Genomic DNA, 21807 nt, shown 5'->3' on the forward strand with positions numbered 1-21807 from the left:
TTCTTATCTACTTTCATTTATTGGAACTTAATTTTTTTTGAAGTTCTAATCTGCGAAAATAAAATTAAAGAGCGTCAATAATTTCTCGCTGTTGCTTGAAGAATTGAATACGCTGCATTTCGCCGCTTTCGGATATCAAAGTGGAGAACTTTTTCAGAGATTGAATCCATTCTTTCAAGGTACAGAAAATTTCGTTGTCCATCGTGGTAATGGAGTTGATAGAATAAATACGTATGAGGCTCAGTTGCAGGTTATTGGTGTCTACATAACTATATGTTGCCTCAAAGTTGATATTCGACACATAGATGCGTACACGATTGCCATCGGCTGTTTTACCGTTGATAGCCAGTTCTTCCAGTTCATCCGCCAATAAGAATAATTCTTTTTTGATTTCTTCTTTTGTTTCGTCGGAAATGAGATGGATGCTGGCGAAGTATTGAATATCGTTGATGAGATGCTGGAAAATCATATTATCCCATATATAGTCTATGGAGTGGATATGACGTGTCATTGCTACATAGTCTTTTTGGATATTGACCAGTTTCGGTGGAATATCCAACTCTTCGAAACTCTTGCAATCAATATATTTATTCTGGTACATCCATTTGAATAAACGGAATTTAGCCAGAAGCTCATGTTTCAGATAGAGAGTCTGTGGAATAATGTTGGCGGAAGTTCCCATTACAGAATTCGGGTCATCCGGCATCGTATTAATCAGCGAGACATATTTTTCAAGGATATTGTAGTAACTCTCGAACGGGTCGTCATAATCTACAATGTTTATATTGAACATGGCGTTCGATTTGAAACTTAGTCCTATAATCTTGTCTAGCGATATACCCAGTTTTCTTGAAATAAGAGCCGACTCTTGCAAGGTGAAAGGTACTTCACCGCGCAATCTTCTATATACTGCCTCTTTTCCTATGTATAGCGTGTCCATTAACATATCTGCCAGTTGCCCTTTGAGCGGGAGCTTTTCCTTCATCGCTTCTATGAGGTTTGCATTTGGATTATTTGTCATCATAATAGTTCTAATAAATAATACTTTTTTATTATAAACATTTGTCAGTGGCAAGTTGTTTCGGAAATTGAAACTATTTAAATCTTCTTTTTTTTAAAATATCCTCTCCGAAAATTGTTTATTTTAAGCAAATCGGTTACATTTGTGACCATAAACAAAACGAAGAGACAGCGTCTCTTTAGTAAACAATAGAAATATTTAGAATGAAAAGAATATTGGTAAGTGGCGGAGCCGGTTTTATAGGCTCTCATCTCTGTACACGGCTTATAAACGAAGGTCATGACGTGATATGCCTGGATAATTTTTTTACGGGTTCGAAAGATAATATCATTCACTTGATGGATAATCATCATTTTGAGGTGGTGAGGCATGATGTCACTTATCCTTATTCGGCTGAAGTAGATGAAATCTATAATTTGGCCTGTCCGGCATCTCCCATTCATTATCAACATGACCCGATTCAAACTGCCAAAACATCTGTGATGGGAGCTATTAATATGCTGGGATTGGCAATGAGACTGGATGCCAAGATTCTGCAAGCTTCTACGAGCGAGGTATATGGAGATCCAATCGTTCATCCGCAACCGGAAAGCTATTGGGGAAATGTGAATCCGGTGGGATACCGGTCTTGCTATGATGAGGGAAAGCGTTGTGCAGAAATGTTATTTATGGATTATCACCGTCAGAACAATGTGCGTGTGAAGATTATCCGTATTTTTAATACGTATGGTCCGCGAATGTTGCCGAATGACGGACGGGTTGTTTCTAATTTTATTCTTCAAGCGTTGAATAATGAAGATATAACGATATATGGTGATGGGAAGCAGACGCGCAGCTTCCAGTATATTGATGATTTGATTGAAGGAATGATAAGAATGATGAATACGGAGGACGAGTTTACAGGTCCTATAAACCTGGGGAATCCGAATGAATTTCCGGTATTGGAATTGGCGGAAAGGATCATTAGTATGACCGGTTCATCTTCGAAGATTGTATTTAAGTCTTTACCGGATGATGATCCGAAGCAACGCCAACCGGATATTACATTGGCTAAAGAGAAATTGGGCTGGCAGCCTACTGTTGAACTTGAAGAGGGGTTGAAGCGTATGATTGAATATTTTAAAAATGTCTGAAGCATAAAAAAAGAAAATTATGAATATGGAAATTAATCCTTCTGAATATAAAGTCCTTATTGTGGACGATGTGATTTCAAACGTCCTTTTATTAAAGGTACTTTTGACTAACGAAAAATTTAAAATTGTGACTGCCGGTAATGGAACGCAGGCGTTGGAACAAGTGAAGAAGGAAAATCCGGATCTTGTATTACTGGATGTAATGATGCCGGATATCAGTGGCTTTGAGGTAGCTCAACAAATGAAAGCGGACCCCGAAATGGCTGAAATTCCCATTATCTTCCTGACTGCTCTAAACAGTACGGCGGATATCGTAAAAGGATTTCAGGTGGGTGGTAATGACTTTATTTCAAAGCCATTCAATAAAGAAGAATTGATTATTCGTGTGACGCATCAGATTTCGTTGGTTGCAGCGAAAAGAATCATTGTTGCACAAACGGAAGAGTTGCGTAAGACGATCATGGGACGCGACAAACTCTATTCTGTGATTGCACATGACTTGCGTTCACCAATGGGATCTATCAAGATGGTATTGAATATGCTGATTCTGAATTTGCCGAGTGATACAATCGGTGATGAGATGTATGAATTGCTAACGATGGCTAATCAGACAACAGAAGATGTATTCTCATTGCTTGATAATCTGCTGAAATGGACGAAGAGTCAGATTGGTAAGCTGAAAGTGGTTTATCAGGATATTAATATGGTGGAAGTCGTAGAGGGCGTAAGTGAAATCTTTACGATGGTGGCCAGCCTGAAAAATATTAAGATAGTACAAGATGTGCCTGTAGAAAATGTGGCTGTTCGTGCTGATATTGACATGATTAAGACAGTGATTCGTAATTTGATCAGCAATGCGATCAAGTTTAGCAATGAAGGTTCGGAAGTAGTGGTGTCACTGACAGAGGAAGATGGTATGGCAATCGTAAGTGTGAAAGATAGTGGTTGCGGTATTGATGACGAAAATCAGAAGAAGTTGTTGCACACTGATACTCATTTCAGTACCTTCGGTACAAATAATGAAGAAGGTTCGGGACTCGGATTATTATTGTGTCAGGACTTTGTTGTCAAGAATGGTGGTAAACTGTGGTTTACTTCAAAGAAGGGAGACGGATCTACATTTAGTTTCTCAATTCCATTGCTTGAAAAATAATTGATTCAATGCGTTTTTGTCTCTGTTAAAGGATGCGTTGAAACTTCTTTATATTTTATTCAGGCACGGATTACACGGAATTACACGGTTTAAGATAATTGGAAAAACCGTGATCCGTCTAATTCGTGCCTGAATTTTTAATTTAATCTATCGCTTGCAGATAGCTTTAAAATCGCAATACGAACACTTTTTAGTGTCCTCTGTCTGCGTGAAAGGCTCTTTTTCATTAAAGATCTCTTCTAATAATGCCTGTAAGCGTTCACGGAATTCATCTTCAAAAAAGGCGAAGTTGTTTACCGGTATTTTCGGTTTGCGGGGTTCTCCCATTTCAATAACAGGCGAATAGCTTTCCGATGCTGCCCGATGAATGTAGAGCAGGGCAGGAGCTACCATTAATGATTGCTTCCGGCTCATGATAGCGGCATACAGGAAAGTCTGGAAGATATAGTTCGGGCGTGTTTCCGATGGTGTAAACAGTTGCTCGATGTTGGCTGGAATCTTAGGGCTTCCTCCTGTTTTGTAGTCAACAATCCGCAGGGTACTTTCTTTAGCATCCATACGGTCGATTGTCCCACCCAGGCGGAGAGTGAACGGTCCTTGTCCCGTTTGTATGGTTATCTCTTCTGAAACCTTCTTTTCCATGGCGACCATTTCAAAAGGAGTATATTGAAGGTCGTTGCGGAGTAATTGTTTCAGATAGGAAACAATTACTTTGGAGTTGATAAGCTGTATGCCGTTATATTCGGGCTTTTCTTCGGGAGCGACCTTGAATAATTCTTCCTTGAAGGCTTGATCGACATAGCTTTGCAACTTTACTTCATTACGTAATAAGCGTTCAATATCTTCTTTCTGTATCATTTTTCCATTGGCAGTCAGATCGGTGTATGCCAATTGGGCAGAGAGATGGAAAATGGTTCCAAACAAAGCTGAATCAATTTCTGCACTGACTTCATCCGGTGTTTTTAATCCCGCTACGTAACGGTAATAGAATCTCAACCGGCAATCAAGATATGCATTGAGAGCGGAAGGGGAGAGAATTACCGATGAAGGATTAGTGCTATTGTAAGTACGATAAATTCGTCTTAGTACTTCAGGTGTTTTTTCTATCTGTATCTCTTGGATGCTTTGCGGAGATTGTCCGGCTTCCAGATACTCACGAGTGATATCATGCGGACCTTCCACGAGTAATTGCAGCATGAAGCGGGACTCTTCTCCACGGTTGAGACCGTCTGAGGAAGTATTGTAGAGCAGAGTGATATTTTCTGCCCGCTGTATCAGACGATAGAAGTAGTAGGCATACACTGCATTCTTATGTTCGATAGTGGTCATGCCAAAAGCTTTCCGGAGGTTATAGGGAATAAAAGAAGATTCTCCTCCGGATTTGGGGAGTTGTCCTTCGTTGAGAGATAATATGATGAGATTCCGGAAGTCCAGATTACGTGTTTCCAATACTCCCATAACTTGCATTCCGATAGCGGGTTCTCCGTGGAAAGGAATATTGGAAGCTGTCAATACTTTGGTAATCAGTCGTTTCAGGGTGTCGGTGCGTATACTTAGTTCTCCGCTTTCAATCAAACTGTAGAGACGGTTGATTTTGGTATGGCTTTGGAAGAGGGATTCTCTATAAAGTTGATTGAAAATATCATTGTATTCCCCTTCTTTGCGATAAATGGTTGAAATATCTTTGATTAATTCAATCAGATAATCGCATAGCTCTTTAATGCCATTACGGGGAGTGAAGAGGGTAGCCAGGAAATCATCTTGCTTCAGTTCCGATGGAAGTGGATAGAAGCGGTTTGTTTGGGTTAGTTCGCGTTCCAGTGGACCGGCATGGGATGAGATTTGCTGGGTATAGGGATGCTTCAATATGGCTGATACCGCCTCGTAAGTGAATCGGCCGGTATCGGAGCGATAACCGTTGGTTTGTAGCTCCATAGCGGCATTGATAAAGCTATAAACAGGAGTTTGAGCCAATGGGAATCCCATGGTGATATTGACATTCTTCACTTCCTGCGGAATGGAATGAAGTACAGGGAGCAGCAGGGCTTCATTACAAAGTACTACGGCATTTTCTTTTTCCTTTTCTTCAGCGATTTGTGAATGATTGTCCGTAATCATTTTGATCCATTCGGGGAGGAAACGGGCTTGTGCATTCTCGGTGGAAGCGGAAATATAACGTATTTTTTTCGGTTCTTTGAAGGTGTCGAAAAAGCTTTCCGGGAGTTCGTTCGGAAATTCCTTCAGATTACGTTTCAGAAATTCTCCGGCTTCATGTTTTCTGATTTGTTGGGTGTAGAAAATATCGTAGTCCCAATAAAAGAGTGCTTTGCCTGCATCTTTCAGCTTTCTGAAAAATTCGTTTTCTACTTTGTTCAGTACATTGAAACCGACAAATATGTATTTGTCGTATTTGAGTTGATCGGTATCGAGTTGTTCAATCACATTCCGGTAGAGCATGCCTTCGTATGCGATGCCTAGCTCTGTCAGGTTTTCCCGGTAATGATGGTAGATAGTGCCTAGTTTGTCCCAAAGGGAAATAAATTTCTCTTTGAGTTCGGTTCGTCTTTCAATGGAGAAATTCTGAAAAAACTGTTGAATGGCTTCTTCCTGTTCTTTGTCGAGGAATTCATAGTCGTCCATCAGGTTTTTCAGATCTTGCAGATTACTAAATAGTTTGTCGGCATCAACCATATTCTTATCCACATCATCAAAATCACTAATCAACAACTCTCCCCAGAAGTAGAAATCATCCAATGTTTCCTGGCTCTGTGTTTCCTCTTTGAATACTTTATAAAGCTCACAAACCAATCGAATAGGGTCACCGCTTTTTTGTACTGATAGTTTCTGAAACAGGTCGCTAATACTCATGGCGGCTGGTGACCAGATCGGTTGATCGGATTCTCCTGCCAAATATTCATTGAAAAACAAGTTAGCACGTTTATTGGGGAAAATGAGTGCTGTACGTGACAGGTCATTTCCTATTTTGGCATATAAATCGTGAGCGACTAGTTGGAGAAATGATTGCATATTAATTAAGTTTTTTCTAATTCATATATTTATTGTGCCCGGAACATAACTGGAACGGTGAAATAAACAGCTACTTTAGTACCATCTTCCAGTTCTCCCGGTTTCCATTTGGGCATTTGGTTGATGATGCGCAATGCTTCTTTATCCAAGTAAGGATCTACGCTGCGTACAACTTTGGGGTTGACTACATTTCCTTCCTTATCAACAACAAACCGGATAATTACACGTCCCTGTAGTCCCATCTCTCCTTGAGCGACTGTCGGATACTTTATTTTTTTTCCAAGGAATTGAATTAATGCTTGTTGACCTCCCGGGAATTCCGGCATAACCGGAGCTACTTCCAGTGTATCGCTAACCGACAGTGAAGTATTTGATATATCGGGGGCAATAAATCCAACTACTACAGGTGGTTCTTCACAAATATCTCCTTCTAGCACATCATCGGGTGTTGGCGCTGGTGGCGGGGGAGGTGGTGCATCTTTTATGGAGGCAATGATGGTGTCTTCTGCCGGAGTGGGGACAGGCTCTCCCATAATGAGATTTTCATAGGAAGTTGTATCACTAGACACTTCTTTATTCATTCCTTTATTAGCCGAATTAGTGCATGAAGTCATTGGAGTCATGGCTATCAGCCCTGCAGATATGCCTAATACTGTGATTGCTTTTCCCGCTATCTGTTTTCGTTCAAGCTGCTGCTCCAAATAACGAACTTCCGCTTCGCATTTGGGACAAGTGCCCAAACAGTCTCCCTGATACTGACATTCAGAGGTGATGAATTCAATATCATTCGCTTCAGCTATCTGCCGACGAATCTCTTTTAAAATTTTGCAAGTTTGTTTTCCTCGTACCATGTCATTAATCATTAGGGGTTTTATAAGTGAACCGGTCGAACTGGGTAATTCCCATTTCTTTCAGAAGTTCTATGCTTTGGTCAATATCCTTCTCCGTATTATAGGAGGGGATGAGTGGTGTCCGAATAACGATTTGCTTGGTTTTGTCTTGCCCGATTAAATATCGTAAATTACCTAAGACGTTTTCATTATTCTTTCCGGTATATCGCTGATAGATGTCATTATTCATATCTTTGATGTCGACTATGTAATTGTCTATAATAGAAATCAGTTCTTCTACATTCTGTTGCGGAACATTGAGAGAGGTTTCGACAGTGATTCTCCATTCCGGGCCACAGAGTTGACGGAATTGCCTGATAAATTCGCTTTGTAATAAAGGTTCTCCACCGCCAAATGTGACTCCGCCGCAACTCGCCAAAAAGTAAAGTTCATCTTTGCGTACTTCCTCGTAGAGCTGGTTACAATCATAACTCTCCCAAGCACCATCGGGCTGCAAAGATGTCGGATTGAGACAGTATTTGCAACGCAACGGGCAACCATGAAAAGCAACTAATGTTGTAACTCCTTCACCGTCAATAGTTAGTCGATGGCGGGCGATGCCAATGAGGGGAACTGCTTTCATACTTTTTCTATTTTTTCTTCATCCACATACCACAAGTAACCGGTGATATTCTTATATCCCATCTTGGTAAGTAGTTGCATGTAGCCTTTTACCTGTTTATTATATTTAGGGTTTTCCTTACCAAATTTGAAATCAACCACAACAACCTGGTTGTCTTTCATCATTACGCGGTCCGGGCGACGGGTTTGCAGCACTCCTTTTTCTTTATAGATAATGGCACACTCATTAAATAATGTCCACTTTCCGGAATACCAATCTTGAATTTCAGGAGAAGAAAAAGCTTTCGTTGCAACTTCGCGGGCTACTTTTTCTTTCTCATCATTTCTGATCACTCCTTCAAAAATAAGTCGTTCGATGGCCGGATCTATATCTTCTGCTGTTTCAATAACAGAAAACAGGGTGTGTAACATACGCCCGCGGTTGATAAAGCGGTCGTCCGAATCTTCTTCCTCAATTCCCTGGATGAAGTCCGCTGAACGGTTGGACTGACGAAACTCAATATCATGGCGCATGGATTCCATCCGGATAGGGAGCTTTTCCGGTTTCTGGGTTAGCTTGTTGGTTGATGTCTTTGTTCTTTCTTTTTCTGACGGACATAGTTGTCCTTGTTCGTAACAGTCTTCTTCCCAATCAATACCTTCTTCCTTAGCTACGATTGGGAGAGTGTTTGCCAATAGTTCGGACATGGTACCTTTTTGATTTTTTCTGCTCCAGATAATAAGGTTTTTTCCTGCACGGGTAAAAGCAACGTATAACAGATTGAGGTTATCTACCCAAAGTTGGAGACGTTCTTGCAGGTAGTCGTTTCCATAAATAGATTCTGCCATTTGGGTGGAGTAGTTGATAGGGAGAATATCCAACGCGTCGAATGGTGCTGCTTGCGGGGTACACCATACAAGTTGGTTATTGGTCTCATTCTCCAGTTTCCAGTCGCAGAAAGGGAGGAGCACGGTATGGAATTCCAATCCTTTGGATTTGTGTATGGAGAAAATCCGGATTCCTTCTACTTCTCCGCTTGGAATTGTTTTACTGCATAACGTTTCATTCCAATACCGGATGAATCCGTCGAGTTCGGAAGAGTTACTTTGTAGATAGTCAGTGACAGCATCGAAGAATGCGAATAAGTAGGCATCCTGGTCTTTGATAAGATTCATCTCGAATATACTGAAAAGCTCTTCCAATAGCTCATAGAGAGGCATTAGCCTTAATTCTTTTATCTTTTCAAGAAAAGCGGCGGGAAGATAATTCTCGGCAGGGAGGAGTAGGAGGGTATTCCAATCCAATCCTTTTTGTAAAACTTCGTTTTGATAGGCTATGGCCAGCTGGGCACGTGCTATTTTATTGTTTTCGTCGGAAAGAAATCGCAAGGCGTCCAACATCATACAAATGGCAAGAGAGGCGTCAAGGCGAAAGGCTTCGTCTGATACCACTTTGTAGTGTAGCTCCTTATCAAAGTAATCGGCAATACGGGGAATACTTTTATTTTTTCGTACTAAGATGGCGATGTCATTAAGCTGTACTCCGGAGGTGAGGAGGTTTTCCACTTCTGATCCTAGGCTAATAAGTGTCTGCTCGGTATAGTCATGTTCTTCGTCGGGTTCGAGAAAAGAGACTTTAACGTATCCTTTTTCTGTACTTCGGGGAGATTCCTGCACAACGTCGGCATAGGCTTTTTGCAAATCCTCACAATCTTTGCCTAATTGCTGTTTATACACTCCGTTCAGATAGTTGGCAGCAGCTGTGAAGATTCGATTGTTAAACCGGATGACATTCGTTTCACTTCTCCGATTGGTGGCTAACGTCTTGACACGGATCGGGAAATGCTCGATGTGGTCATTCAGGCTGTTGAGAATTCCCCAATCACCATTCCGCCAACGATAAATGGACTGTTTGACGTCTCCTACAATCAAACTGTCTGCTCCTTGAGACAACCCTTCGAGCAAGAGCAGTTTGAAGTTGCCCCATTGCATTCGGCTGGTATCCTGAAACTCGTCTATCATGACATTATGGATATTTGTCCCTATCTTTTCGAATACAAAAGAGGAGTCACCGTCTTTCACCAGTTGGTGAAGCAGGGCGTTCGTGTCTGACAACAGAAAACGGTTGTTGTCGTGGTTCAACTGACGTACTTCTTCGTCGATATTGGCGAGAAGTTGCACTTTATTGAGATGTTGCAAGGATAACCGGCAACTATTCAGCAACAAATTATTCTTGGAACGCAACTTTTCAGCATCTTCCAGAATTTGTATAAGGCTGGAATTAGCTAGGTTGATGATGTCCGCATAACGGGGAGAAGTCTTGGTTGCCCAGTGCTTGGCATCTTCCAAGCATTTCTCTACTGTGGCATTACGGATATCATTGCTTAAAACGCCATTATTCAGTTTACGGAAATAACTTCCGATTCCGCGTGAACCGTTTTTCAGATCATCAGCAGTTAATGCGTGGCCATCTAGTTCTCCTTCGAATTGGTCGTAGAATCCTTTCATTTGCTCCAGTATTTCCGTTTCCAGAGCTTTCAGTTGTTTGCGGTATTCTTTGATGGTGTTCGGATTACGCAATCGTTGCCGAAGTCCTTCTCCTTTTTCAATATAGCCTTCATCGAAAATATTGCGTCCGAAACTTTTAACTTCGTCTGATACATTCCAACGTTTATCATCGGCAATTCGCTCATTGATATAGTCTAATAACCATGCGAGGACAGGGGAAGTGGGACCTAGTTTCTCGATCATGCTATCTACGGCGTCACTAAGAACTTCGGTGTTGTTTAACTCGATATTCAGGTTCGGACTAAGTTCCAGCTCCCGTGCGAGGTTACGCATGACAGATTGGAAAAATGAGTCGATAGTCTCTACCCTGAACCGGCTGTAATCATGCAGCATATAGCTAAGGGCAATGCCTGCCGCTTCCCGTATCTCCTGCTCTGTTTTTCCTGTCTCTTCTTTGATACGGTTGAGATAGGCTTCCGAATCTTTATCACCTATCTGTATGCCGTAAAGCTGACTAAGAATACGTTCCTTCATTTCTGCTGTTGCCTTATTGGTAAAGGTTACAGCGAGAATTTGCCGGTAGGCACGGGGATTGAAAATTAATAGTTTGATGTATTCCACGGCCAGGGTAAATGTTTTACCCGAACCTGCAGAGGCTTTATAGACTAAAAGTTCACTCATGTTTTTGTTTAAGGGATATATTCGATTTTAGCAACGATTACTCGTATCTCTTCCGGTTCTTTCCCGGCTTTTACTAATGCCTGATGGAAGTTTTTAGGGAAGAACATGAAGAATGTGTCCGGAGTGGAATCTACATATTTTATTTTTTTGGCTTTGTAGAAAGTAACATCCGGTTTATATTCGGTGATAGGCTCCGCATATTCGGCTGAAGTAATTCCGAAACGTTCGGTACCTTTTACTACATATTGCAAATCGATGCCGTGGCGGTGTGCTTCAATTTTACGTTTACTGACATCTTGTGTTGTTGCATCCTGCACATTGATGTAGCAATGTTCACCATCTACTTCGTATCGTCCGGCAGGCATATTTACGAGGTCGTGGGTAGCTAGCCATTGGAAAGTCTTGTCCCACACTTTCTTGTTCTTGTGATATTGTGAGGCAAACTCCTGATAATCGGTTGTCTTATGAGGCATTGCCTTCAGCCCGTTCGCCCATTCTTGTTTCTGTGTCCATTGGCGGGCTTGTTTAAGAGTCCAGTTGTCAGCAGATTCTTGTGAATATACATTTTCTGTGAAGAAGAAAAGAAAAAGTCCGATAAACAGGCTTGAACTACTAAATACGAAGTTTGATTTCATGATTGTTCGAAAAAATTAGGTCCGAAAATAAGTATGAATAAAGGTAGATAGTCTTTTAAAGCTACTCGTAATAGCTTTAAAGCTTGTCCAATTCTGTAATTAATCGTTTGTGGAGATACATTCAGTTTCTCGGCAATTTCTTTATGCGTCAGATGTTGATTACGGTTCATCTCGTAGGCTTCGAGATATTCTTTCGGAAGTCTTTTTAATGCTTCTTCATATAGACGGAAAAGCTCATCACTCAAATAGAAGTCCGGGTTATTGAGCTCACTATCATATTTATCTACGATTTCCTGATGTACTTTTCGTTTAATCTCAAAATGGGAAAGACGGTTGAGGGCTTTGTTCTTGACAATCGTAAAAAGAAGAGTTTTGAGTGTCAGATCTTCCATCAGAGTACAACGGTTTTCCCACAGCCACATCATTGTTTCCTGCACAATCTCCTCTATTTCTTCCTGCTCACTTACGTATTGAGAACAAAAAGCACATAGCCTACGGAAATAATGTCTGTAGACGACGTCAAAAACTTTTTCCTCTCCTGCTTTTAAGGCAGTGATGACGGACTTATTATTATTAATATCCAAATATATCGGAGATTGTGGCATTCTCTTTTAATTTATGTAAGACAAAAATAATGAAAGAAGTAGATAAATGAAATAAAAATGCGAGAAAAAATATTTTTTTCTTTTTTCGTTTAGTATATTTGTACTCACAACTGTATTACTACAAAGGTTTTATAGTTTTTTTATTGTAAAAAGGTTAAATGAGCATGGATGAAACTATCTTGTTGAATTATCTGCAGGGTGAATGTAATGATGAAGAAGCTGCCCGGGTGGAAACTTGGTGCGAGGAAGAACCGGGGAATCGGAAAACTTTAGAGCAACTTTATTATACTCTTTTTGTAGGTGAACGTATAGCGGTGATGAATGCTATAGATACAGAGGCGTCATTAGATAAATTTAAGTCGGCTATCAGAGAAAAGGAGAAAAAGACTAAACGGAAAAATATCTCAATCCGTTGGGGACGTTATGCTACTGTGTCTGCTGCTTTTCTTACCGGACTTGTTTTTGCCGGTGGAATTGCCTGGGGATTACTTTCCAATAAACTTTCAGATTATGAGGTGATAACTGCTGCCGGACAGAGAGCACAGACTGTACTGCCGGATGGTAGTAGGGTATGGCTGAATGCATCTTCTAAATTAGTTTATCATAATTCTTTCTGGAGTTCGGATCGCCAAATCGATTTGTCGGGTGAAGCTTATTTCGAGGTTTCCCATGATAAACATGCTCCATTTATCGTAAACAGTAAACAAATCAAGACTTGTGTGCTTGGTACGAAATTTAATGTGCGTGCGCGTGAAGAAGAGAATAGGGTAGTGACTACCTTGCTTCAAGGTTTGGTGCGGGTGGATTCTCCACGAACGGAAGAGAATGGCTATTTACTGAAACCGGGACAGACATTGAATGTGAATACGGATACTTATCAGGCAGAGTTGATTGAATATAACCAGCCTACGGATGTGCTCCTGTGGATGAAAGGTAAGTTGGAATTCAAGCAACATTCTTTATTGGAAATAACCAATATTATGGAGAAGTTGTATGATATTAAATTTATCTATAAGGATGATGCTTTGAAATCAGAACGGTTTACCGGTGAATTCTCTACTGATAGCACTGCTGATGAAATACTGAATGTTTTGATGCATACAAATCATTTTTCTTATAAGAAAGACGGACGGATTATTCGGGTGATGAAGAAATAAGATATAAATAAGTCTTTTTACAGGGGGATTCTTAACTCATTAAGAATCCCCCTTTCCTTTATGGCTTTCTTAGATCATTAGAGAAACAAGTGTTTGATCGAAAATTTTGTTTTGGTGCAGTTTTGAACAAACTTCACCGTGGTGAGCCCATCTAAATAGAATTAGTTAAAAACCGCATTCAGCTTTCAGTCTACTTAAAAAGTTCCTTTTCATCGGTGCTTTTGGCTGAACGCGAACCTGAAAACAAAAAGGAGATGTAAATAGTCTCTTTTTTAGAGTCTCTATTTACCTTCAATAGAGCCGCTGTTTGAGTGAAACATAGCCTTCGTTTTATGCGAATAGAGACTCTGATTTACTAACCCGGCATGTCAACGACTTTAATCCGACATATCAATGTCGCTCCTAAGAGGCTGAAAGCATTCTCCCTATCCAGAATCCCTTCCTGCGGGGGATACAAAAATCCGGTTTCAGCCGTTATCGCTCTTTATCAAGGCGTTTACGAACAAAACTGAAACGGCTGAAACCGGATAATAGCGTAAAGATTCAGTAGGAGAAATTTAATTCAAAACCATAAGTCATAAGAAAGATGTACAAAGATGAACTAACAAGTAGAGATCTGGAGTATTCTTTTGGGAGATAGATTGATAGTCTGGAAGTATGTTTCTAAAATAGAGGGTAATCCATTGGATTACCCTCTATTTTATCATTTCTATGTTACCTATTCATTATGTTTATTCACTTTTGGGTTCGTAAACATTAAATTCTGTAACATCCGTACGACCGTTTGTAGAGATAGTGATAATCTGATATTTTAGATATCGCGTAGTAATAGGAGAGATGAACGTGATGTTTTGTGTACTATTACCGGGTATTGCTAATGAACTCAATGATTTCCATGTCGTACCATTTTCAGACTGTAATATTTCCACTTCTCTAGGAGCATATGCATTTCCCCAATGATTCGTTTTGATGCCTGTTAAAACCTTAGTTTCTCCTAAATCAACGGTGAACCAGAAGCCTTTATTATTCAGAGCAACGTCAGTTCCAGTCTTGCCATCAATTAAATTATTAGGTGCGCCGTCTACTCCTTCTTCCACATTAACAATCCAACCTGCACGATTACTGATAAGTTGGCTATTGCTAGGAGTACCACTTTTTAGATTACAGTAGGCAGCTTTATTAATGATGACAGGTAAGATACTTAAATTACTGCTAATGACAGTGTTCTTATCATTGGTAGTTACATTACTGATTGATACACTGAAAGAGAAACTTGTTTTTTCCATGATACTGGCGAATATCGTTGGATCGACCGTTGCAGTGATTTCTTCAGAAGTCATCTGTCCTTCTTTGAGAGTAACCTGTGAGGAACTTAAAACGATCTGGCTTGCATCAAGCCCTTCTGTTTCACTTTTTGCACTTAATGCGATAACCATATCTGTAGAGACTGCTTTCTGTGTTTTTACAGTAAAAGCCATCTTAATTTCATCTCCTCCGATTCCATTCGCATCATGAGTCAGATTGAACTTTTTTACATTCCCCGATAAATAGTCATTTCTCTGTAGAGACACATACGTAGCATTCCACTCGTTAAAAACTTCTTCATCATCACTACAGGACGAAATGAATGGGACAAACAAGCCGAGTAGAGTTGCTATTGATAGTGATTGAAATATATTTTTCATATACATATACAATTTAATTTTTACTATTTCCATTCAGTAGCCTTATCTGTAGATAAAATACCGTCAATCCAGGTAGGAGTAGCAGAAGTTGTCAAAGTATGACCTTTACCGGTTGCATCTTCGAACACATTACCTTGTCCTTCATTGAATCGCCAATAAGCTTCCAAACCTACAGATTTAGGGCTAACCTGCGTCATGTTATTCTGAATTTGAGAAGCGGAACGAACTACGGACCAAATACGTGCTTCACTCATCAAAATTTTACAGTTTCCCCATCTACTATAAGAATCATCACCTAAGCAGAACCAATTTACATCAGAGAAAGTTGTAGCTCCTGTTGGTATACTCAACACACCCGAATCAACTCCGTTTATGTAAAGTCGATAGTTGGAACCATCACAGACCAATGCTAAATGTTGCCATTCGTTTGGCTTGAAAGAATTACTTGGATTCAAATAAAGCCGGTTACGTCCTACAATCTGTACTAATGAATGTGCCTTATAATTTTCATTGTCACTTTGAGGATCCTCAAAACGTAAAAGGATGAAGTTTGCATCATCTCCTCCGTTCTTAAAGACTGCACGGTCACGGTCAGCTGTGTTGGCTACCTGAAAACGAACCTCTATCGTATATTGTGAATACGTTTCGGGAGATTCTGTGAATTTATTAGCTTTTAAGCTAGGAGCGCCAACAAACATTGGAGCTGAAAATTCGATAATACTTTCTGCCAAAATAACAAAGGTTCCGGTATTTTCCATCGGTGAAATACTTCCATCCTGCAATACAAGTTTTACAGGCAGTGCATATGATTCTCCTGACTTCATCATTTCCTGGCTAAAAGCTTTCAAAGCAATAGAAAGGGCATCAGTAGCATATTGTCCGGCTTTCACTGTAATGGTTTCCGGTAATGTATAATATCCTTCGGGCAACATTATATATCCGGTTCCATTTATATGGTTATAAGCATCCAATACTGATTGATCTGTGACCAGCTTATAGTGATTATCAGTAGAAGAAAGATTACTTAGATGCACATTTAAGGTAGTAAAGCTTTCTCCAGAAGCTTGTACTGTTACTTTCTGACTTGTACTGGAAAGTGCTTCTTCAATATAAGCATGTGTATCTAAAGTATCGTATTTTGCATCTCCACAACTTACTATACTTCCTAAGCCTGTAATGACTGCGGAGAAGCATAAAATTTTTATATAATTCATACGTTTCATAGTTTACATTAATTTTTAAGTAATGAATGTGATGACGGGTTCATAATTTGAATAGCACGGCGTATATTCTTATATTCCGGTGAGGTACCAAATTCAGCTTCCATGTGATAAGTTCCTACCCCGCCTTTACGGAAACCATTTCTAGGCTGCCAACGTGCCATGCCTTCTAAAGATTTCATGCTATTTCCATAACGGTCGGTATAAGGATAACCACCATCCATGGCAGCATCGGTTGCCTCAAAATTTTCGGTCATTATGGTTCTTTTTGTAATTAGCTCTTCGGACATTACTCCGCCGAAAGTTTCTACCAATCCCGGTCCCCAAACCTTACCGTCAATCAGTCGTTTGTCTAGATTTGAATCACTACCAGGTTTATAGGCCTGAATAATGAAATAATCAAAGTAAGTTCCAATTTCAGGCTTGGTAGTAATTCTTTGAGGTTCACCATCAATAACCAGTAGTCTTCCTGTTCCAGACTTTGGACCCAGATACTTGCCTAGTTCATCAATAAAGAAAAACAAATGTTCATCTTTATCAACTATATTTCCTGTGTATGGTCCAGCCACAGGCTCATAATCTATATCAAATCCGTCGTAGCCATATAGATTTAAAGTATCTATAATAGCTTTTGCGTATTTGCGTATTGAAACTTCTACTGCCTGTATGTTACTTTCGTCTGAAGGATATTCCCAAAATGCGTTAATCGCTTCTTGCTTACTATTATATCCCATTTCTTCCCAATTATCCAGTATGTTTTGAGGAGTTAATTTGTCTCCTACAGAACCGATAATTGAACAGTATACAATTTTTGTACCTTTCATGTTTTGGCAAAAAGCCATATCCTTACGTTGAGCTTCTGAAAGATTTGTTCCATTATCCCAGATAGAAACGATATCTACGCTATCCGGGATACCAGCCAGAGAACTTTTCATAAAAGCGCCTTCACCACTCCAGCCACCAAACCAACCAAATGCTACCTGATGATCTGTCTGCTTATAGGCACGCAAGGCCGCATAATATTCATCCGATACGATCGATTCGGGAAAAGTTTTTGTTTCCGATTCCGTCCAGTCACTGCAACCGATCAATGAGGTCGTTGCCAGTGATATGAGTACAATGTATAATAAATAAATTTTCTTCATAAAAGTTCTTTTTATGCATTATATAAATTAGTTCTTCTTAGCCCACTTTAAGTCAGTAGCTTCGTTATCAGCACTGCCTAGTTCTGCTACTCCCAGATCATAATTGGCTTTATTGTTTTGTGCCTCTGTATAAGGGAAGCTTAAACGACGCATACCGCGTTGGCTGCTCACACCACAATCTGATAGATTGTCGATACAAGGATAAAGTTCCGGATAACCTGTACGGCGATATTCAGCCCATGCTTCCAATCCTAATGGATAATTGGCGATCCATTTTTGAGTAATGACACGTTGGAAATTCTTTCCATTTACGTTGTCAGCCTCACTGTCATCCCACATCACACTCACTGTATTGGTAATTGTAGCAGTAGCATTTTGCACAGCATCACTTTCATGTGATACGACAGGAGCTTCGTCAATCTTCATGTATTCAGTGGCTGAAACCTGATATTGTTCCATTGACAAATTAATACCATCTTCATAATAGGCTTTTGCTGTTTTAGAACCGACATTCCAACCACGCAATTTTCCTTCTGCACGTAAAAACGCTGTCTCTGCAGCACAGAAAACCATTAATTTAGAAGTTGCCGTATATGCAGGAATAGAGAATCCTGCTGCATCTGCCTTTTTAAAATCGGCATCTCCAGTACGCATACCTACATATTTATCTGTTTTCCCGGCAAGGGTAGACTTATTAAAGAACTTCGGCATACGTGGATCGCCATATGCATTCATATAATCTACAATATTTGCATTCACACGCAGATCACCCCAACTTACAGCTGCCAGTTGATATGGATTACTCTGTGTGCCACAAGAAAGCATAGCATTATCCGAATTACTTTCAATCAATCCTGCTTTATGTGTTACTGCTGCTTCAGCTGCCTCTTGAGCAATGCCAGGCCATGTTCCGCTGATTCGCATAGCAACACGTAAACGCATTGAATTGGCTAGCTTAGCCCAACCTGAATAATTTCCATCGAAAACCGGGTCATTGGCACCTAATGGTGCGTTACCATTAGTCTCTACATAATAATTATAAAGAACGTCAGCAGCATTAGCTAAATCACTTAATATATTTGCATAAACTTGTTCCTGAGTATCATAAGAAACATAAAAATTACCTTTCTTTACTTGACTATAAGGCATCGGTCCATAACAGTCTGCTACACGAAGCATCGTTATTGCACGTATCATACACGCAAAAGCATAATAATGTCCCGTAGAATTAGTTGCTTCCTGTATTTGGAAAAAGTTTCCATATATTTTTTCAAACGGAGTGTTCCAGGGGGTAGCATTCCAGGCATCACTCTGATTGAATGTGCTGAAGTTTGTACCACTCCATGTGTTAGAACAGCATAGATAGCCGCCCAGCTGTCCCACCATCTGATCTTGCATTTGAGAGTCATTCTGTTGAATATTCACAATTGTTTCAATCATAGACTTCATCAAAGTCGCAGGGTCTGCATCATGAATTTGATATTGATTCGTATTATACTCCTCAAATTTATCGGTACAATTTCCTGCCAGTAACAACAGAGCGGCACCGACTGTGATATTTCTTAAATATTTTCTCATAACATTAGCTTTTTCTTTTAGAATTGAACTTTCACATTAAAACCGAAGTTACGCAAGCTAGGTTGCATAAAGTAGTCTACATTCATATAATAGTTACTGGAGGTAGAGGCAGACAATTCCGGGTCGAATGGGGCTTTACAATAAATCATCCATAAATTACGTCCTACAATACCCAAAGTAACATTCGCCACATTTTTAAACCATCTTTTAGGAAGTGTATAGTTTAGACTTAATTCCTGCAAACGTACATTGGTTGCACTATATAGATAATAACGACCGTAGCCACCTTCACCCGTACCAATAGTCTGGTAATACTTTTGGGCGTTAACTTTGCCGTTATTAATAGGTATACCACCATTATCACGAACCGTTGCAGATGTTTCGGATACTCCATAATAATCTAAAATACCTTGAGTAGCCGAATAAGCTAATCCGCCTACACGGGCTGATAATACAACTCCTAAATCAATTTCTTTATAAGTGAAATGATTGGTCCATCCGAGATTGAAATCAGCATCCAGATTACCTACTTTTACCGGAGTGTTTGATGAAGTGATACCCAGATTACCATTCTGATCGACTTTTATATTACCGTTATTGTCTTTTGTCAGTTGGTTGTATACATAGATATCAGTCATGGAACCTCCTTCTGTCAGGATGACGCGAGGAGCTACATTCTCTTTACCTAACCAACCCACATTCATTTCATCCATTTGGATAGCTTCTCCTGTCACGGGATTCACGCTACCGCTTGCCAGTCGTTTCACCTTGTTACGGTTTAGAGTGAAGGTTGCATTAGAAGACCATCCGAATCCTGCCCATTTATCACTGAATCCTAAAGCTAATTCAATACCCTGATTTTGCACGTTACCAGCTTGTACAATCGCTTGTTTATATCCGGAAGAAGAGGGGATATCTACCTTAAATGTTTGGTTCAGTGTGTTAGAACGATAGTAAGTAGCGTCTAAATTAAAACGATTTCCCCAGAATTTCAAGTTCAAACCGATTTCCCAGGATTTAGTCTTTTCAGGTTTCATATTGTCCATCGGATATACGGTCGGATTCGCCCAGTTATGTGTCTGGCTGTTGTATTCGTACCCCGGATTAGTAAGGAAACGATCGAAAGAAGAGGCTACCACTGTATACGAACCGCGTATTTTAGCATAAGAAATCACCTCTGGTAGTTTAACCATTTCTGATAATAAAGCCGATAAACCGACTGACGGATAAAAGAACGATTTTTGTTTGGAGAATGCGAGTTTTGAATCCCAGTCATTACGTCCGGTTACAGTTAGATACAGTTGATTTTTCCAACTTAATTCAGCACTGGCAAAAATACTTTGAATTTCATCTTCATATCCGGTAGGATCCGGTTTATAGTTGGCAGAGAAATTAATATTGTTGATCTGGAAGAAGTTGGGGATAACCAGGTCACCTGCAATATATAACTGATCCATTGAAGTATGATATATGGAAGCACCAACATTGGCTGTTAAATGAAAATCACCAAATGTTTTATCTATATTAGCCAGGAAATCGGCATATAAAGAACGTTCCTGACGCATGGCATCTTCAAAACCACCACTTACACCACAGAATGTTGTTAATGTAGAAGCTGATTTTTCGTTTTTATTCCGGTAGTCGGAATTGTCCAGATTGACGCGACCGACAACATTGAGCCAATCTGTAGCCTGCCATTTCAAAGAAGCGTTCATCATATAACGTTTCTTGTTGGAAGTACGGTTGATGCGATTTTGTATCCAATATGGATTTTGTAATGACAAACTTGCATCACCATAAGGCCAATATTGTTCCATATAGCCGTAGTTAGTATTATAACGTTCATACAAACGAATTTCGTCAAAGTTGTCTCCACGAGGGAATAGATACAGTGATGGGAGAGGGTTATAATACTGTCCTTGAGAAACCATGTTTTTGTTGTTCTGAACGATATATTGTGCACCGATATCCAGAGTAAGTTTATCATTCAGGAAATGGGTGGTATTACGTGCCGTAAAATTATAACGGTTATAGGAGTTATTCGGAAGAATTCCACCGGAGTTAGTTGTAGAAGCAGAAAGATAGGTCTGGTTTTTGGTATTTCCTGTAGATAATGCTACCGAATTGATAACATTGGAGCCTGTTTCAAAGAAGTCAGATGGGTTATATCGACGGTTTGCCAATTCTCCCCAGCTGAATAATCCGGAACTTGTACCATAACGGTTCTGCATATCCGGCATAATATATGCTTTAGAGAAAGTAGTACTGTTGGATACTGTTATGGTAGTTTTCTCTGTTTGGCCTTTTTTAGTAGTAATTAAAACAACACCGTTTGCCGCAGCAGAACCATATAATGCTGCCGCAGAAGGACCGGTCATCATACTAATACTAGCAATATCGTCCGGATTTAAGTCAGCAACAGCATCTGATCCTCCCATCTCTCCAAATAATCCTTCGCCACCGCTTTTTCCTGTATTAAAAATAGGTACACCGTCAATTACATACAATGCATTGTTATCTTTAGTCAGAGATTTCATACCACGCATAACAACACGTGTGGCACCACCAGCACCGGTTGCACCACTATTAATCTGAACACCGGCAACCTTTCCTGATAGTGAATTCATAAAATTGGCATCTTTTACAGCTGTCAATTCGTCACCTTTTACCTCTTGTACATTATAACTTAACGCCTTAGTTGCACGCTTGATACCCAATGCAGTAACAACTACTTCGTCCAATACTTGCGTATCTTCTCCTAAGGTTACTTTTATAGGTTGTGCGTTGGCAAGCGTGATTGTTTGGGAG

At 40.0% G+C, this 21807-nt stretch carries 15 protein-coding genes; 3 read left to right on the forward strand and 12 right to left on the reverse strand.

Annotated elements, in window-relative coordinates:
* Positions 1-64: 64 nt before the first annotated feature.
* Complete coding sequence (locus DW862_RS22230; protein WP_004313613.1) at positions 65-1024, reverse strand: hypothetical protein; 960 nt, start codon at positions 1022-1024, stop codon at positions 65-67.
* A 200-nt stretch (positions 1025-1224) separates the two neighbouring features.
* Between DW862_RS22230 and DW862_RS22235 the strand changes: the two genes are divergently transcribed.
* Together DW862_RS22235 and DW862_RS22240 are read left to right on the forward strand one after the other, a co-directional pair.
* A complete protein-coding gene (locus tag DW862_RS22235) occupies positions 1225-2154 on the forward strand; it encodes a UDP-glucuronic acid decarboxylase family protein (RefSeq protein ID WP_120070463.1) in 930 nt (309 codons plus the stop codon).
* Positions 2155-2173: 19 nt separating this feature from the next.
* Positions 2174-3307 (forward strand): hybrid sensor histidine kinase/response regulator, encoded by a 1134-nt coding sequence (locus tag DW862_RS22240; RefSeq protein WP_008017655.1) that lies wholly within the window; start codon positions 2174-2176, stop codon positions 3305-3307.
* A gap of 147 nt (positions 3308-3454) precedes the next feature.
* Here the strand turns inward: DW862_RS22240 and DW862_RS22245 are convergent, their stop codons facing one another.
* From DW862_RS22245 to DW862_RS22270, 6 genes are read right to left on the reverse strand one after another with little or no spacing between them, the layout of a single operon-like run.
* Positions 3455-6334: a PD-(D/E)XK nuclease family protein gene (locus DW862_RS22245; protein ID WP_120070466.1), complete on the reverse strand. Its 2880-nt coding sequence runs from the start codon at positions 6332-6334 to the stop codon at positions 3455-3457.
* A 29-nt stretch (positions 6335-6363) separates the two neighbouring features.
* Positions 6364-7197 carry an energy transducer TonB gene (locus DW862_RS22250; RefSeq protein WP_120070469.1) on the reverse strand — a complete coding sequence of 278 codons (834 nt, stop codon included), beginning with the start codon at positions 7195-7197 and terminating at the stop codon, positions 6364-6366.
* Complete coding sequence (locus DW862_RS22255; protein ID WP_120070472.1) at positions 7190-7807, reverse strand: radical SAM protein; 618 nt, start codon at positions 7805-7807, stop codon at positions 7190-7192. The genes DW862_RS22250 and DW862_RS22255 overlap by 8 nt, the downstream gene beginning before the upstream one ends.
* Positions 7804-10974, reverse strand: a complete 3171-nt coding sequence (locus DW862_RS22260; RefSeq protein WP_120070475.1) for an exodeoxyribonuclease V subunit beta — start codon at positions 10972-10974, stop codon at positions 7804-7806. Before DW862_RS22260 ends, DW862_RS22255 begins: the two co-directional genes overlap by 4 nt.
* An 8-nt stretch (positions 10975-10982) precedes the next feature.
* Positions 10983-11609 carry a YhcH/YjgK/YiaL family protein gene (locus DW862_RS22265; protein WP_004313620.1) on the reverse strand — a complete coding sequence of 209 codons (627 nt, stop codon included), beginning with the start codon at positions 11607-11609 and terminating at the stop codon, positions 10983-10985.
* On the reverse strand, positions 11606-12214 hold the full coding sequence (locus DW862_RS22270) for an RNA polymerase sigma-70 factor (protein WP_008640553.1): 609 nt from the start codon (positions 12212-12214) through the stop codon (positions 11606-11608). Before DW862_RS22270 ends, DW862_RS22265 begins: the two co-directional genes overlap by 4 nt.
* A 164-nt stretch (positions 12215-12378) precedes the next feature.
* On the opposite strand from DW862_RS22270, the gene DW862_RS22275 reads away from it, so the two are divergent.
* Complete coding sequence (locus DW862_RS22275) at positions 12379-13371, forward strand: FecR family protein (protein ID WP_120070481.1); 993 nt, start codon at positions 12379-12381, stop codon at positions 13369-13371.
* Between the two features lie 731 nt (positions 13372-14102).
* Here the strand turns inward: DW862_RS22275 and DW862_RS22280 are convergent.
* From DW862_RS22280 to DW862_RS22300, 5 genes are all read right to left on the reverse strand, one after another.
* Positions 14103-15056, reverse strand: coding sequence for a DUF4999 domain-containing protein (locus tag DW862_RS22280; protein ID WP_182425148.1), 954 nt, complete (start codon positions 15054-15056; stop codon positions 14103-14105).
* A gap of 23 nt (positions 15057-15079) precedes the next feature.
* Entirely contained in the window at positions 15080-16279 is a 1200-nt protein-coding gene (locus DW862_RS22285; protein ID WP_120070484.1) for a DUF1735 and LamG domain-containing protein, read from the reverse strand.
* Between the two features lie 8 nt (positions 16280-16287).
* Positions 16288-17421 (reverse strand): glycoside hydrolase family 18, encoded by a 1134-nt coding sequence (locus tag DW862_RS22290; RefSeq protein ID WP_120070487.1) that lies wholly within the window; start codon positions 17419-17421, stop codon positions 16288-16290.
* Between the two features lie 27 nt (positions 17422-17448).
* Entirely contained in the window at positions 17449-18999 is a 1551-nt protein-coding gene (locus DW862_RS22295; RefSeq protein WP_117808913.1) for a SusD/RagB family nutrient-binding outer membrane lipoprotein, read from the reverse strand.
* 17 nt (positions 19000-19016) lie between these two features.
* Positions 19017-21807, reverse strand: a 2791-nt coding sequence (locus DW862_RS22300; protein ID WP_243636522.1) for a SusC/RagA family TonB-linked outer membrane protein, incomplete at its 5' end; no start/stop codon positions are given.

Origin of the sequence: Bacteroides sp. AM37-9, from assembly GCF_003603455.1 — a bacterium.
In the GTDB taxonomy this organism is placed as follows: Bacteria; Bacteroidota; Bacteroidia; order Bacteroidales; family Bacteroidaceae; genus Bacteroides; species Bacteroides xylanisolvens.